Annotated in this window: 12 protein-coding genes and 1 pseudogene; 8 read left to right on the top strand and 5 right to left on the bottom strand. The window is 59.6% G+C overall.

Going from position 1 to position 14,757, the window contains the following annotated elements:
* Nucleotides 1-18: 18 nt before the first annotated feature.
* Nucleotides 19-630 (top strand): FMN-dependent NADH-azoreductase, encoded by a 612-nt coding sequence (locus HBN98_RS20830; protein WP_064587669.1) that lies wholly within the window; start codon nt 19-21, stop codon nt 628-630.
* Between the two features lie 238 nt (nt 631-868).
* Entirely contained in the window at nt 869-1,906 is a 1,038-nt protein-coding gene (locus HBN98_RS20825; RefSeq protein ID WP_083369021.1) for an alpha/beta hydrolase family protein, read from the top strand.
* Nucleotides 1,907-2,039: 133 nt separating this feature from the next.
* Here HBN98_RS20825 and HBN98_RS20820 read toward each other — a convergent pair whose 3' ends face one another.
* Together HBN98_RS20820 and HBN98_RS20815 are read right to left on the bottom strand one after the other, a co-directional pair.
* Nucleotides 2,040-3,227 (bottom strand): MFS transporter, encoded by a 1,188-nt coding sequence (locus HBN98_RS20820; RefSeq protein ID WP_083369022.1) that lies wholly within the window; start codon nt 3,225-3,227, stop codon nt 2,040-2,042.
* Nucleotides 3,228-3,505: 278 nt separating this feature from the next.
* Nucleotides 3,506-5,092, bottom strand: a complete 1,587-nt coding sequence (locus tag HBN98_RS20815) for an ABC-F family ATPase (protein ID WP_082920316.1) — start codon at nt 5,090-5,092, stop codon at nt 3,506-3,508.
* Nucleotides 5,093-5,483: 391 nt separating this feature from the next.
* On the opposite strand from HBN98_RS20815, the gene lpxO reads away from it, so the two are divergent.
* Complete coding sequence (lpxO, locus tag HBN98_RS20810; protein ID WP_064590004.1) at nt 5,484-6,383, top strand: lipid A hydroxylase LpxO; 900 nt, start codon at nt 5,484-5,486, stop codon at nt 6,381-6,383.
* A gap of 76 nt (nt 6,384-6,459) precedes the next feature.
* Here the strand turns inward: lpxO and ku are convergent, their stop codons facing one another.
* Entirely contained in the window at nt 6,460-7,332 is an 873-nt protein-coding gene (ku, locus tag HBN98_RS20805; protein WP_083369023.1) for a non-homologous end joining protein Ku, read from the bottom strand.
* Nucleotides 7,333-7,520: 188 nt separating this feature from the next.
* Between ku and HBN98_RS20800 the strand changes: the two genes are divergently transcribed.
* Together HBN98_RS20800 and HBN98_RS20795 are read left to right on the top strand one after the other, a co-directional pair.
* Nucleotides 7,521-7,862 carry a hypothetical protein gene (locus HBN98_RS20800; RefSeq protein WP_064587664.1) on the top strand — a complete coding sequence of 114 codons (342 nt, stop codon included), beginning with the start codon at nt 7,521-7,523 and terminating at the stop codon, nt 7,860-7,862.
* Between the two features lie 52 nt (nt 7,863-7,914).
* On the top strand, nt 7,915-9,060 hold the full coding sequence (locus HBN98_RS20795) for a PQQ-dependent sugar dehydrogenase (RefSeq protein ID WP_083369024.1): 1,146 nt from the start codon (nt 7,915-7,917) through the stop codon (nt 9,058-9,060).
* 131 nt (nt 9,061-9,191) lie between these two features.
* On the opposite strand, the gene rimI is transcribed toward HBN98_RS20795, so the two are convergent.
* A complete protein-coding gene (gene rimI / locus HBN98_RS20790; protein WP_083369025.1) occupies nt 9,192-10,310 on the bottom strand; it encodes a ribosomal protein S18-alanine N-acetyltransferase in 1,119 nt (372 codons plus the stop codon).
* Between the two features lie 92 nt (nt 10,311-10,402).
* Between rimI and HBN98_RS20785 the strand changes: the two genes are divergently transcribed.
* Nucleotides 10,403-11,977 carry a RimK family protein gene (locus HBN98_RS20785; RefSeq protein ID WP_064587661.1) on the top strand — a complete coding sequence of 525 codons (1,575 nt, stop codon included), beginning with the start codon at nt 10,403-10,405 and terminating at the stop codon, nt 11,975-11,977.
* 7 nt (nt 11,978-11,984) lie between these two features.
* Complete coding sequence (locus HBN98_RS20780; RefSeq protein ID WP_083369026.1) at nt 11,985-12,908, top strand: magnesium transporter CorA family protein; 924 nt, start codon at nt 11,985-11,987, stop codon at nt 12,906-12,908.
* 144 nt (nt 12,909-13,052) lie between these two features.
* Here HBN98_RS20780 and HBN98_RS20775 read toward each other — a convergent pair whose 3' ends face one another.
* Nucleotides 13,053-13,388, bottom strand: a complete 336-nt coding sequence (locus tag HBN98_RS20775; RefSeq protein ID WP_083369027.1) for a DUF2834 domain-containing protein — start codon at nt 13,386-13,388, stop codon at nt 13,053-13,055.
* 352 nt (nt 13,389-13,740) lie between these two features.
* Here HBN98_RS20775 and ilvA point away from each other — a divergent pair.
* A pseudogene (gene ilvA, locus HBN98_RS20770) lies at nt 13,741-14,736 on the top strand (threonine ammonia-lyase, biosynthetic); the annotation flags it as partial.
* Nucleotides 14,737-14,757: the final 21 nt, after the last annotated feature.

Raw genomic sequence — 14,757 nt, 5'->3', positions numbered from 1 at the left:
CTTTCCAGGAGATTCCACATGAAACTGCTGCACATCGATTCGAGCATTCTGGGCGACAACTCGGCTTCCCGTCAGTTGAGCAGTCAAGTCGTCAAAGCCTGGCAAGCCGCCGAGCCTACCGCCGTGGTGACCTACCGCGACCTGGCCGCCGACGCCATCAGCCACTTCTCGTCGACCACCCTGGTGGCCGCCGGCACCACCGCTGAATTGCGCGATGCTGCGCAACAGCACGAAGCCGAGCTGAGCGCCTCGACCCTGGCCGAGTTCATCGCTGCCGACGCCATCGTGATCGCCGCGCCGATGTACAACTTCACCGTGCCGACCCAGCTCAAGGCCTGGATCGACCGTGTCGCCGTTGCCGGTCAGACCTTCCGTTACACCGAAGCAGGTCCTGAAGGCCTGTGCGGTGGCAAGAAAGTGGTGATCGTTTCCACCTCCGGCGGCATCCATGCCGGTCAGGCGAGCGGCATTGCTCACGAAGAATATCTGAAGCTGGTACTGGGCTTCCTCGGCATCACCGACATCGAAATCGTCCGTGCCGAAGGTCTGGCCTACGGTGAAGAAGTGCGCAACAACGCGATGAGCGCTGCTCAAGCGAAGATCAGCGAGCAATTGTTCGCCGCTGCGTAAGCATTGCGTAAAGACCAGCTGCGGTTCAGGTCGCGCCTCAAAAAACTCTGTATTCTGGTTCTGCAAGGGCCAGATGCGGAGTTTTTTGTTTCTGACTGTTGCATAATCTGGCCCGGGTTATGCAGTCAAACGATCAACGTCTGAGTGCAACGCCGCGCCGGATTACCGAACCTCAGGGTTTCGGGCGTGTCGGAACACAAAGGATCTTTCGATTGAGTAACACAGGGTGGGCCATCCCATGATGCGTCTTTGTGCAACGTTACTGATTTGCCTGCTTGGCAGCCTCGGTTCAGTGCATGCCGCGCCCGGGCGACACCCCGTGTGGAGTGTCGGTTACCACGAAATGACATTCCTCGATCCGCTGGACCTGCGACCGATGCGCGCCATCGCTTTCTATCCTTCCAGCGACCGCGAGCATACCAGCCTGCTTGAAGGCTACAAGGTCGAGGCCGGCGAAGACACCAAGGTCGCCATCGGCCGCTTTCCGATGCTGATGTTGTCCCACGGCAACACCGGCACGCCCATCGCCCTGCATGACCTCGCCACCTCGTTGGCCCGTAAGGGGTTTGTCGTGGTCGCGGTGATTCATCCCGGCGACAACTCCAGAGACCACAGCCGACTTGGCACGCTGAGCAATCTGTACGGGCGGCCGATCCAGATTTCCGAAGCGATCACCGCCACCCTCGGCGACCCGATGCTTTCGCCGTTCGTCAACGCCGATCAGGTGGGGGTGATTGGTTATTCGGCCGGTGGCGAGACTGCGTTGATTCTCTCCGGCGCCCAGCCGGATCTGGATCGCCTGCGCCGTTACTGCCAGGAACGCCCGGACGACCGCGATGCCTGCAACACCCAGGGTGAATTGATCGTCGATCGCGATGATCTGCAGCCAGTGGCCGATCCGCGTGTGCATGCGCTGCTGTTGATGGCGCCGCTGAGCCTGAAGTTTGGTCGTCACACCCTGGCCGACGTGCATGTGCCGGTGCTGCTGTACAGCGGCGACGGCGACAAACTGGTGGCCTTCGACAAGAACGCCGCCGCGCTGGCGCGCAAACTGCCGACCGCGCCGGACTTCAAATTGCTCGCCGGGGCAGGGCACTTCGTGTTCATGGCGCCGTGCAACGAAGAGCAGATCCGCGCCATGCCGGCGCTGTGCACCGACGCCGACGGCGTGGACCGCGAAGACATCCACCGCAACCTGATCTCCGAAGCCGGACAGTTCTTCTCGCGCACGCTGGGCAAGCCGAGCCGGGCGGGGATGCAGACCGCGGATCAATAACCCGATCCACAAACACCGCTGATCCAATGTAGGAGTGAGCCTGCTCGCGATAGCGGAGTGTCAGTGAAGTAAATGTCGACTGACCCTCCGCTATCGCGAGCAGGCTCACTCCTACAAAGAATTTCGCCAGACCTCAGGTCTTGGCGCGGCGCCTGAGCAGCAAAGTCAATCCCAGCCCGGTCACCGACAGCATCGCCGCGCAAAAGAAAATCCACGAATACCCCAGGTTCAGCGCCACCGCGCCCATAAGCGGCCCGGCAATCGCCAGCGCCAGATCGAAAAAAACCGCATACGCCCCCAGCCCCGAGCCCCGGCTGGAATTGGGCACCTGTTTGATCGCTTCAACCCCCAGCGCTGGATACACCAGCGACAAGCCGACGCCAGCCAGCCCTGCGCCGATCAATGCGAACACGGTGGACGGCGCCAACCACAGCAACACCAGCCCGACGATTTCGATGCTCATGCAGGCAATCGCCGAATTGAATCCGCCAAAACGGCTGATGGCCGAAATGAACAGCAGCCGCGACAGGATGAAACACGCGCCGAAGACTGTCAGGCAATACGCCGCGCCACTCCAGCCCCGGTTAGGGTAATAGAGGGTGATGAACGTGGTCAGCGTGCCGTAACCGATGGACGCCAGGCTCAAACTGGCGCCAAACGGTGCAATGCGCCCGAACACCGCCCAAAAAGGCAGCCGTTCGCCGCGTACCACCGGCACCGAGGGTTTATTGCGGATCAACATCAGGGCGCCCGCCGCCAGTACCGACAGGGCGATGCCCAGGCTGATAAATCCGTAATCGGCGACCATGACCACACCCAGCGGCGCGCCAATCGCAATCGCGCCGTAGGAAGCGATGCCGTTCCAGCCGATCGACCTTGCGGTGTGCTCGGTGCCGAGCTGGCCCATGCACCAGCTGATGGTGCCGACCCCGATCAAACCCTGTGCGACGCCGAGCAACAGCCGCCCGGCGATCAGAATCAGCAGGCTGGGCAGCGGGAAGTCCTGCAGCAAGGTCGAGATCAGGGTCAGCAACCCGCTGAGCACAATTCCCGACAAGCCATAAACAATCGCGCGTTTGGTGCCGATGGTGTCGGACATGCGCCCGGCCATGGGCCGGCTGAGCAGGGTGGCCAGGTACTGCGAGCCGATCACCAGGCCCGCAATAACGGCGCTGAAACCCAGCTGTTCATGGACATAACCGGGCAGCACCGCAATCGGCAGGCCGATGCACAGGAAAGCGACGAAGGTGTAGAACACGATGGAGACGATCTGCAGGGTGATCGCCATGGAGCTTTGCGGGGGCAGTTGCTGCGCAGACATGAGGACTCGTTCGCGGGCGGCGGCAGGAGAGTCGGCATCATGGCGTGGCGCTGAAATAAAAGGAAGCAGGCTAACTATTTTCCTGAGGATTGATGTTGTTGCTGATGGCCCCTTCGCGAGCAGGCTCGCTCCCACATTTGAAACGTATTCCCCTGTGGGAGCGAGCCTGCTCGCGAAGGTATCCCCAACACCACCTCGCCTACTCCAGAATGCAAAAAGCCCCGTCACACGGACAGGGCTCTTGCTTGCAGCTTGCAGTTAAAAACTGATAGCTGCTCTTAGAACACCACGCCCTGACTACGCAGGTAGTCATCGTAAGTGCCGCTGAAGTCAGTCACGCCATTCGGGCTCAGCTCGATGATGCGCGTGGCCAGGGACGATACGAACTCACGGTCGTGGCTGACGAAGATCAGCGTGCCCGGGTAGTTTTCCAGCGCCAGGTTCAGCGCCTCGATCGATTCCATGTCCAAGTGGTTGGTCGGTTCGTCCATGATCAGCACGTTCGGCTTTTGCAGGATAAGCTTGCCGAACAGCATGCGCCCTTGCTCACCACCGGAAATCACTTTGACCGACTTGAGGATCTCGTCGTTGGAGAACAGCATGCGCCCCAAAGTCCCGCGAATCATTTGCTCGCCCTGGGTCCACTGACCCATCCAGTCGAACAGGGTGACATCGTCTTCGAAGTCGTGCGCGTGGTCCTGAGCGTAGTAGCCCAGTTCCGCGGCGTCGGTCCACTTGACGCTACCGGCATCCGGAGTCAGTTCGTTGACCAGGGTGCGCAGCAGGGTGGTTTTGCCGATACCGTTCGGGCCGATGATCGCTACGCGCTCGCCGGCTTCAACCTGGAAGCTGAAGTCCTTGAACAGTGGCTTGCCGTCGAAGCCTTTGGCCATTTTTTCGACCATGACCGCCTGGCGGTGCAGCTTTTTGTTCTGCTCGAAGCGGATGAACGGGCTGACACGGCTGGAAGGCTTGACCTCGGCCAGCTGGATCTTGTCGATCGCCTTGGCGCGGGAAGTGGCCTGCTTGGCTTTCGAGGCGTTGGCCGAGAAGCGGCTGACGAACGATTGCAGCTCGGAAATCTGCGCTTTCTTTTTGGCGTTGTCCGACAGCAGCTGCTCGCGGGACTGGGTCGCCACGGTCATGTACTCGTCGTAGTTGCCCGGGAACAGGCGCAGCTCGCCGTAATCCAGGTCAGCCATGTGTGTGCACACGCTGTTCAGGAAGTGACGGTCGTGAGAGATGATGATCATCAGGCTGTTACGCTGGGTCAGGATGTTTTCCAGCCAGCGAATGGTGTTGATGTCCAGGTGGTTGGTCGGTTCGTCGAGCAACAGCACTTCCGGATCGGAGAACAGCGCCTGAGCCAGCAATACGCGCAGTTTCCAGCCTGGCGAAACTTCGCTCATCGGGCCGAAATGCTGTTCCAGCGGAATGCCCAGACCCAACAACAGCTCGCCCGCACGGGATTCGGCGGTGTAGCCGTCCATTTCGGCGAACTCGGTTTCCAGCTCGGCCACGGCCATGCCGTCTTCTTCGCTCATTTCCGCCAGCGAGTAGATGCGATCGCGCTCGGCCTTGACCTTCCACAGCTCTTCGTGACCCATGATCACAGTGTCGATCACGGTGAATTCTTCGTAGGCGAACTGATCCTGACGCAGCTTACCCAGGCGTACATTCGGCTCGAGCATGACCTGACCGCCGGACGGATCAAGATCGCCGCCGAGGATTTTCATGAAGGTCGACTTGCCGCAACCGTTGGCGCCGATCAGACCGTAACGGTTGCCGCCGTTGAATTTGACCGAAACGTTTTCGAAGAGCGGCTTGGCGCCGAACTGCATCGTGATGTTAGCTGTAGAAATCAAGAGTTTTTCCTGCGAAGCATTCTTAAATAGCGAGGGTGCGGCCGGAGCGCTGGGCCCGAGTAGAAGTGCGCTGATGCGGGACAGTCCCGTCATCAACCAAGGGGGGCGCGTAAAGTTTGGCGGCGATTGTACTGGTCTGGCTCTTTAAACGATAGGGCGATGATGCCGCGCCTGCTGATTGGCGGATTCAGCGGACAGTTTTTCACAGATGCGGTTCACCATTGGTTACAAAGTATGGCTAAAATGCCATCCGATTACCCAATAGCCGCCAACGGCATGGGCTCAAGGAAGTGCCACCGGGATAGTATTTGTATTCATGCCACTGCATCAGACCCTGGGCCACCGGCCGGCAGGCGCGCAGTTTGTTCACTTTTGACGTGTGACGATTTCCGTGAAACTCATCATTGCCGCTATTTATGTCATTTCGATTGCATACGTTCACCTGCGTGGTCGTGTGCGTCACAAACTGGGCCGTCAACTGAGCGATCACTCGACGTTTCTGGCCCCGATCAACTGCTTCCTCTACCTGTTCTCGAAGAAGCCGAACAAGCCGTATCTTGATCCTGCCGAATTCCCTGACCTGAGCCCGTTGCAGGCGCACTGGGAAGAAATCCGTCAGGAAGGGCAGGACCTGCTGCGCGCCGGCGAGATCAAGCGCTCGAATCAGTACGATGACGTCGGTTTCAACTCGTTCTTCAAAAGTGGCTGGAAACGTTTCTACCTCAAATGGTACGGCGAGAGTCATCCGTCGGCGATGAAACTGTGCCCGCGCACCACTGAACTGGTGCAGAGCATCGGCTCGATCAAGGCCGCGATGTTCGCCGAGCTGCCGCCGGGTTCGAAACTGGTCCGTCACCGTGATCCGTATGCTGGCTCCTATCGCTACCACTTGGGGCTGGACACGCCGAACGATGCGGGTTGTTACATCAATGTCGACGGTGAAAGCTACCACTGGCGTGACGGCGAAGCGGTGATGTTCGATGAGACCTATATCCACTACGCGGAAAACACCACCGACAAAAACCGCATCATTCTGTTCTGCGACATCGAGCGCCCGATGAAATATCGCTGGGCGGCGGCGTTCAACGCCTGGTTCAGCCGCACCGTGATGTCGGCGGCGGGTGCACCGAACGATGCGGGCGACCGCACCGGTGGGATCAACCGCCTGTTTACCAGGATCTACAAGGTTCGCCTGCGTGGTAAAGAACTGAAAAAGCGTAATCGCGCGCGTTACTACCTGGAAAAGTGGGCGATCTTCGGCGGTTTGCTGGCGATCTTCATTCTGATCTGACCGCCGCAGTTCGCCTTTGCTGCTGATGAGTCTCTCAAAGCCAACCTGTCAGCTTGCTGACAGGAACCGGTTCTGACTATTCCCCAGAAGCCTTTTTGGTCTTCCTCGCCGGCGCAGCCTTACTGGCAGGCTTGGCTTTCGCCTTGGGCTTGATCGGCGCTTTGCCACCCAGGCTGCGCTTGAGCAACTCGGTCAAATCGATAACATCCGCAGTTTTGCGTTCTTCCTCGCCGCCCACGGTCTCGACATCCTCGATCTTGCCTTCATGAGCCTTTTTCTCGACCAGGGCCATGATCTTGTCTTCAAATTCGTCCTTGTAGTCCTCGGGGCTCCAGTCGCCGCTCATGTCCTGTACCAGGCGCTTGGCCATGTCCAGTTCGCCCTTTGCCAGTTGGGGTTTGGTCACTTCGCTGCCCAGTTCCAGCTCATCGAGGCCACGTACTTCCTGCGGCCAGCGCAGTTTGACCAGCACCAGCGCCGACTCCAGTGGCATCAGCGCCGCCAGGTATTGGCGAGTGTGCAGGACGACGCGGGCGAGGGCGACCTTGTTGGTTTTGCTCAATGTTTCCCGCAGCAGGGCGTAGACCTTGCCGCCGCGTTTGTCCGGGGCGAGGTAATAGGGCGTGTCGATGTTCTGCAGCGGGATCTGCTCAGCATCGACGAAGGAAAAGATGTCGATGGTCTGGGTCGAGACCGGATGCGCCGAGCGGATTTCCTCCTCGCTGAGCACCACGTAGCGACCCTTCTCATAGGCCACGCCTTTGACGATGTGCTCTTTGGTGACTTCCTTGCCGGTGACCTTGTTTACTCGTTTATAGCCCACCGGATCCATGCTGCGGCTGTCGAGCCAGTCAAAGTCCACGCCGTGCGAGGACGTTGCCGACACCAGCGCGACGGGGATGTGTACCAGTCCGAAGCTGATCGCGCCTTTCCAGATTGCCCGAGCCATGGTCAGTTCTCCAAGTGATGATCAGGTGACCTGCGGCGCGGGGCGAAAGTTTCCAGTGATTGCGCGGCTCTCAAAGGATCTGGTCAAGCCGTGTTACATGTTGTTTAACGGCCATGGGTTAACAAATCCGAACCCGCGGCGTAGCGTGGACTCGAAGGCTCTATCCCCTGTGCATCGAGAGGCTGCCCATGAAGCGAATTCCGTCAGGCATCATCATTCTGCTCCTAGGGGCCGGTCTGGCGCATGCTGACATCGCAGCACCGTCCGCTCCGCTGCTGCTGGCACAAAGTCCCGCTGGCACCAACAACAACCCTTACAACAGTCCGATTCGCCGGGCCAACCCCAACAGCATGCAAGGCACGCAGCCCAATGCACCGGCGATTCGCGGGCCGAACACGGCACCAGTGCAACGTTCACCCACGGTCGGCAACGGCGGCATTGGCAACGGCCAGCAGCAACGTTCGGTGCCGAGCACACCGCCGAAATTCATTCCCAACCCACCGCCACGAGACGCAGACAGCAACCGTTGAACGGCAGGCCTGAGCGCCTGTCAGCCTTTAAAACGAACAAAAGGAATCGTGCATGTTGCGTAAAACCCTTCTAGCCACGCTGTGTGCCGGCGCGCTGATCAACACTGCAGCGCTCGCCGCCGCCCCCAAGGAGCTGCAAAGCGAGCAGGGCACCCTTGAAGTCACAACGATCACCCAAGGCCTCGAACATCCCTGGGCATTGGCGTTTCTGCCGGATCGTCAGGGCATGCTGGTCACCGAGCGCTCGGGTAACCTGCGGCTGATTGGCGTCGATGGCAAGCATTCGGAACCGATCAGTGGTGTACCAAAAGTCTGGGCCAAGGGTCAGGGCGGGCTGCTCGACGTGGTGCTGTCGCCGACCTTCAAGCAGGATCGGCTGGTCTACCTGTCGTACGCCGAAGGCGGTGGCGCCGGGGACAAGGCCGGAACGGCGGTGGGGCGCGGGCGGCTGTCGGATGACTTGAAGACAATCAGCGATTTCAAGGTGATCTTCCGTCAGGAGCCGAAGCTTTCGACCGGCAATCACTTCGGCTCCCGCCTGGTGTTCGACCGCGACGGCTACCTGTTCATCACCTTGGGCGAAAACAACGACCGGCCGACCGCGCAGGATCTCGACAAACTGCAAGGCAAGGTCGTGCGGATTTTCCCCGACGGCAAGGTGCCGGATGACAACCCGTTCGTGGGCCAGTCCGGCGTGCGCCCGGAAATCTGGTCCTATGGCCATCGCAACCCGCAAGGCGCGGCGCTCAATCCGTGGAACGGCACCGTCTGGGAGAACGAACACGGCCCCCGTGGTGGCGATGAGGTGAACATCATCGAGCGCGGCAAGAACTACGGTTGGCCGCTCGCGACCCACGGTATCAACTACTCGCTGCAGCCGATCCCGGAAGCCAAGGGCAAGAGCGTCGAGGGCGCTGTTGATCCGCATCATGTGTGGGAGAAGTCACCGGGTGTTTCCGGAATGGCGTTCTATGACGCTGATCGCTTCAAGCCTTGGCAGCAGAATCTGTTTATCGGTGCGCTGGTCAGTCAGGAGCTGATCCGCTTGCAGTTTGACGGGGACAAGGTGGTTCACGAGGAACGTTTGCTGGGCGATCTGAAACAGCGGATTCGTGATGTGCGGCAGGGGCCGGACGGGTATCTGTATGTTCTGACGGATGAGGCAGAGGGGTCGTTATACAAGGTCGGCCTGAAGTAACCTCACTTCAAATTTTCACAGATGTCCTGTGGCGAGGGAGCTGGCTCGCGTTGCGTTGCGCAGCAGCCTCAAAATCTTGTGAGCGCTACGCACTCATGCGGGAGCAAGCTCCCTCGCCACAAAAAAAGCCTTTAGGGCCTAACGATAGTGGGCGTAGCGCGGGCATACAAAACCACCGCCGCGCGCAATTTCCCGCGGCCAAACCGGCTCATTTTCTCAAACTCGCCATGGCTGACCGGCACATGCTGGCAGTCCATGGGTTGCCGGTGCTGGCTGTGATCGACGTCAGGGTCGTGGAGGTACACAAAATCCTCGTCGCAGTCGGTGACCATCACCCAATGCGGCGACTTGGAGCGGGTCAGGCGATAGCTGCTGATCAGCACCAGAGGCTGGCCGCCGGCCTCCAGCAGGCGCGGCAAATCCAGATGGGTGCCGATCTTGCGTTCGATGTCGGTTTCCTCCAGTTGCGCGGTGAACTCCTCGTGCACCAGGCGCATGACGTCTTTTTTATGCGCATCGCGCACGCCATCGAGAAACAACGGCCCGGCCATACTCAGTTGCAGACGCACGCGAAAGCCCCGGCGCCATGCCGCCAGCGCCAATCCCTGTGGGCTGCAACCACCGTGGCCGGAGGTCATGAACACCGTGGTCGCTTCGCGCCAAAGCTGCAGTTCCTCACGCCGCTCCAGTAACCGCCCGGGTTGCAGCGTACCCATGGCCATCAGCAGGCACGCCGGGCCACAGGTGAACTCAGTGGTTTGCGGGTAATAGGGCACCTTGATGCTGCGTGAATCATGATGTTGAACAATGCGCTTTTCCAGGCGCAGCGCGTCGGCATGGTCTTCGTAGTAGTCGTGAATCAACGCAAAGCGCCGATAACCGTTGCGCTCGTACAAGGCAATCGCGGCGGGGTTGTCGAGGCGCACTTCCAGGCGCAGGTACGCGCAATCGTGCTCGACCGCGCAAGCCTCGATGCGTTGCAGCAACTGTTTGCCCAATCCGATGCCGCGCGCCTCGGCGGCAATGGCGATGGAATACAGCCGCGCCAGCGAGGTGCCGCGATGGAACAGCACCAGTGCGTAGCCAAGCAATTGCCCCTCATGTTCGGCCACCAGCAACTGCGCATGGGCGCGGGTGATCATCCATTGAAAGCTGCGGCTGGTCAGCCGGTCGGTGGTGAAACATTGCATTTCCAGGGCCAGCAGTGCCGGCAGATCTTCAACTACCGCCAAACGAAAAACAGCATTCATATGACCACCGTAAAAGTTGCGTAACGAAACGGGACTTTCGAAAAACTTCGTGCTTAATAGAAATGGTCTTGTTCTCCAACGGATCAATCTCTATGTCAGCGGTACAGGGTCATTGGCGCGAAGTATCCGAGCAAAGTTTGCCGGCGGCAACTTTTTTAAATCCAGCCATCAGAACTTCCAGTCAAGTGTTGATCATCGTCGAACGCAAGGAAGACTGGGCCTCGTACTTTCCCAGCGAGGACATCGTCACGGCCCAGGAATACCTGGAGCAAACCCGTGACAGCGAGCCGGGCAAGCGTGTGCAGGTGATCAACCTGTGCCGCAGCTACAAGTACCTGGGGCACGGTTACTACTGCTCGCTGCTGGCGGAAGCCCGCGGGCACAAGGTGATTCCATCGGTGCGCACTATCAGCGAACTGACGAAAAAATCATTGTACGGACTGGCCTTGGACGACTTGGATAAAACCTTGGAAAAAGCCCTCAGCCATCACCTTTACAGCGATACCGAAGGCTTCACTCTGACACTTTACTTTGGCAAGACGCATATCGAGCCCCTGCAGGATCTGGCCCGCCAGTTGTTTGAAGTGTTTCCGTGCCCGATTCTGTTAGTTGAGTTCCGTCGTAATAACGGTTGGCACATCGAAGGCATTAAGTCCGGTGCCCTGCACAAGTTGCGTGACGATCAGGAAGATCAATTTGCCAATGCGCTGGACGGTTTCAGTCGTAAAGTCTGGCGGGTGCCGCGCTCGCCGCAAGTGGCGCGTTATGACCTGGCGATCTTGCACGATCCGCAGGAGGCTTTGCCGCCATCCAATGCCAAGGCACTGGAGAATTTCGTCCGGGTCGGCAAGCGCATGGGCATTGATGTCGAGCTGATCGAGCGCAAGGATTATGCGCGCCTCGCCGAGTACGACGGCTTGCTGATTCGCGAGACCACCAGTGTCGACAACCACACCTATCGCTTCGCCAAGAAGGCGGAAAGCGAAGGGCTGGTGGTGATGGACGATCCGACGTCGATCCTGCGCTGCACCAACAAGGTCTACCTGACCGACCTGCTCAACAGCCATCAACTGGGCATGCCCGCCACCGAAATTCTCTACAAGGAACGACCGGAAGATTTCGAGCGGGTCGGTGAGCGCCTCGGCTTTCCGCTGGTGCTGAAGATCCCCGACGGCTGCTTCTCGCGTGGGGTGATCAAGGTCGAAAGCCAGCAAGCGCTGCTTGAAGCCACCGCCGAACTGTTCGAACACTCGGTGTTGCTGCTGGCTCAGGAGTTCTTCTACACCGAGTACGACTGGCGGATCGGCGTGCTCAACCGCAAACCGATCTTTGCCTGCCAGTACTTCATGTCCAAGGGCCACTGGCAAATCTACAACCACAAGGCCAAGGGCCAGGACATCAACGGCGAGTGCCGCACTCTGGCCGTTCACGAGGCGCCACGGGCGGTGGTGGAACTGGCGGTGAAGACCGCCAACCTGATTGGCGACGGTCTCTACGGCGTAGATTTGAAACAGGCTGGCGACAAAGTGGTGGTGATCGAAGTCAACGACAACCCGAACCTCGACGCCGGCATCGAAGACGCCTATTTGCAGGACGATCTGTATTCACTGGTACTGGAAGAGTTCGTGCGCCGGCTGGAGCTCAAACGTCGCGGCCAGGCCTGGTGAAGCGCCGATGATCAGCAGTTTTGCATTGAGTCACGGGGCATTGCAGCGGGTCGAGCGGCTGGACGCCGAGGTGATGCTGTTCAGCAACCCGGATGCCGCCGAGCGCGACTTGCTCCAGAGTCACTACAAGGTTGACGAACATGCGCTGGCCTCGGCGCTGGACCCGGACGAAGTCTCGCGAATCGAGTTTCACCCGGACCACTTGTTTCTGATCTGGAAGCGCCCGGAAAACTACTCCGGTGGGGGCAGCCTGGCGTTTGAAGTGTCGTCCTGCGGCCTGTTGTTTGCCCCCGGTCAGTTGCTGGTGATCGCCACCGACGACACGCCGCTGCACGGCATCGGCACGCGTCAGCCGCTGAATGCGCCGTTGGATGTGTTGCTCGATTTGCTGTTCAACAACATCCACCACTACCTCGGCCATCTGAAGGTGATCAAACTGGTGGCCCGCGAGCTGCAACAGAAGTTCAACGCCTCGATGCAGAACCAGCATCTGGTGCAGATGTTCAACCTCAGCGAAAGCCTGATCTATTACATCAACGCCTTGCACAGCAACGGCGCGGTGCTGACGCGGCTGCGTAATCATGCCGATAAACAGCATTTCGGCAGCGAGGCGATCGGATTGATCGATGACCTGATCATCGAAAACAACCAGTGCTACAAGCAGGCGGAGATTTACTCCACGGTGTTTTCCGGGCTGATCGATGCGCGTGGCAACCTGATGAACAACAGCATGAACAACCTGCTGCGCAAACTGACGTTGATCAACGTGGTGTTTCTGCCGTTGAACCTGATTGCGAGCATTGGCGGGATGTCGGAGTTCAGCATGATGACGGCCGGCACGCCGTGGTGGATTTCGTACCCGGTGTTTCTGCTGGTGATGTTATTGGGGGCAGGGGGGATGTTGTTTGGGCTGCGGCGGTTGGCCCGATGATTTGTGGTGATGCGAAGAACGCCTTCGCGAGCAGGCTCGCTCCCACACTGAATCGCTGGTGGGCACGGGATCGCAGCCTAACGCAGAACCTGTGGGAGCGAGCCTGCTCGCGAAAGCAATCTCAGCCGCCTTCGAAGGGCCGGATTAGCTCAACAGGTTGGCCGTCGCGACTTTCTTGCGCTCCCGAACCCCACGCACCACCAGATACAACAACGGCCCAACCGACACAAACACCGCCGTCAGCAACAGATACGGCACCACCGACCAGACCGACATCCCCCGTGCCCGCGCATCCTTGACCATCCACACCCCGGCCAGCGTCGCCAGCAGATAAAGATCAATCACCACTTGCGCCGTATCCGGACGCGACATCAGGCTGATGCCGAAGTCGATCAACGACTGTTCGGCCTGGAGCATCACCGACACGGTGTAGCCGGTAAACGCAATCAACGCAGTGAGGGGCAGGGCGACAGACATCATGCATTCCTTCCTTGGGGTGATGAGCAGAATCGCCAGCCTACCTTGGCATCCTCAAATAAGTCATTGACTCGCCGGCCGCCGCCGGGCTAATTTCAGGCCCATGACTTCCACCGTATTGCGCTGCCAGCCAAGCATTATTACCGCCATTCCTCATTTGGCGGGCTAGCTCACGACTGCAGCACCCAACCCGCCCTAGAGGCGGGTTTTTACTTTCTGTCTCCGGGGTTTTAACAACAATGGCCCCCTGTAGGAGCTGCCGAAGGCTGCGATCTTTTGACTTTGTTTTGCTCAAATCAAAAAGCAAGATCAAGAGATCGCAGCCTTCGGCAGCTCCTACACAGATCGACCGGAGATGACGATGAGATACAGCCCCGACCAGCAAGCCCTGCTTGAGCAGTACGTGAAAAAGATCCTGGCCGCGCCGGTCTACGACATTGCCGTGCGCACGCCGTTGCAATCGGCGCCGGCGCTGTCGGAGGCGCTGGGCAATCGGATCCTGCTCAAGCGCGAAGACCTGCAACCGACGTTCTCTTTCAAAATCCGTGGCGCCTACAACAAGCTGGTTCAACTGAGCGATGCGCAGAAAGCACGCGGGGTGATCACCGCCTCGGCGGGTAACCATGCCCAAGGCGTGGCACTCGCGGCGCGAGAACTGGGGATCACGGCGACCATCGTCATGCCCTCGACCACACCCGAACTCAAGGTGCTTGGGGTGCGCAGTCGTGGCGCCGAGGCGCTGCTGCACGGAGAGAGTTTTCCGTTTGCCTTGGCCCATGCGTTGCAACTGGCCGAGCAAACCGGACGCACCTTTGTCTCGCCTTTCGATGACCCCGACGTGATCGCCGGCCAGGGCACGGTGGCCATGGAAATCCTCCGTCAGCATCAGGGGCCGCTGGATGCGATCTTCGTTCCGGTGGGCGGTGGCGGCCTGATCGCCGGCATCGCCGCTTACGTCAAATACCTGCGGCCGGAAGTGCGCATCATGGGGGTCGAATCGGAGCACTCGGCCTGCCTGAAGGCGGCGTTGCAAGCGGATGCGCGCGTGGTGTTGCACAGTGTCGGGACGTTTGCCGATGGCGTGGCGGTGGCGCAGATGGGCGCTTATGGGTTCGAAGTGTGTCGGTTTTGCGTGGACGAGGTGGTCACCGTCAGCAATGACGAGCTCTGCGCCGCGATCAAAAACATCTACGACGATACCCGCTCGATCACCGAACCTTCCGGCGCATTGGCGGTGGCCGGGATCAAACAGTACGTGGCGCACAGCGGCGTTCGCGAGCAGACTTTCGTCGCGATCGACTCCGGCGCCAACATCAACTTCGACAGCCTGCGCCACGTCGCCGAGCGCGCCGCGGTATGCGGCGTCCCGGCG

The organism is Pseudomonas koreensis (assembly GCF_012986595.1).
Lineage (GTDB): Bacteria > Pseudomonadota > Gammaproteobacteria > Pseudomonadales > Pseudomonadaceae > Aquipseudomonas > Aquipseudomonas koreensis.
The sequence above is the reverse complement of the archived record's forward strand: the minus strand, read 5'-3'. Positions and strand labels throughout refer to the sequence as shown.

What these genes read in the sequence shown, in the direction of transcription:
- HBN98_RS20785 (WP_064587661.1), top strand. Translation starts at nt 10,403, where the DNA reads ATGTCAGCGGTACAGGGTCATTGGCGCGAAGTATCCGAGCAAAGTTTG.
- HBN98_RS20795 (WP_083369024.1), top strand. Translation starts at nt 7,915, where the DNA reads ATGTTGCGTAAAACCCTTCTAGCCACGCTGTGTGCCGGCGCGCTGATC.
- HBN98_RS20830 (WP_064587669.1), top strand. Translation starts at nt 19, where the DNA reads ATGAAACTGCTGCACATCGATTCGAGCATTCTGGGCGACAACTCGGCT.
- HBN98_RS20825 (WP_083369021.1), top strand. Translation starts at nt 869, where the DNA reads ATGATGCGTCTTTGTGCAACGTTACTGATTTGCCTGCTTGGCAGCCTC.
- ku (WP_083369023.1), bottom strand. Translation starts at nt 7,332, where the DNA reads ATGGCTCGGGCAATCTGGAAAGGCGCGATCAGCTTCGGACTGGTACAC.
- rimI (WP_083369025.1), bottom strand. Translation starts at nt 10,310, where the DNA reads ATGAATGCTGTTTTTCGTTTGGCGGTAGTTGAAGATCTGCCGGCACTG.
- HBN98_RS20780 (WP_083369026.1), top strand. Translation starts at nt 11,985, where the DNA reads ATGATCAGCAGTTTTGCATTGAGTCACGGGGCATTGCAGCGGGTCGAG.
- HBN98_RS20820 (WP_083369022.1), bottom strand. Translation starts at nt 3,227, where the DNA reads ATGTCTGCGCAGCAACTGCCCCCGCAAAGCTCCATGGCGATCACCCTG.
- HBN98_RS20775 (WP_083369027.1), bottom strand. Translation starts at nt 13,388, where the DNA reads ATGATGTCTGTCGCCCTGCCCCTCACTGCGTTGATTGCGTTTACCGGC.
- HBN98_RS20800 (WP_064587664.1), top strand. Translation starts at nt 7,521, where the DNA reads ATGAAGCGAATTCCGTCAGGCATCATCATTCTGCTCCTAGGGGCCGGT.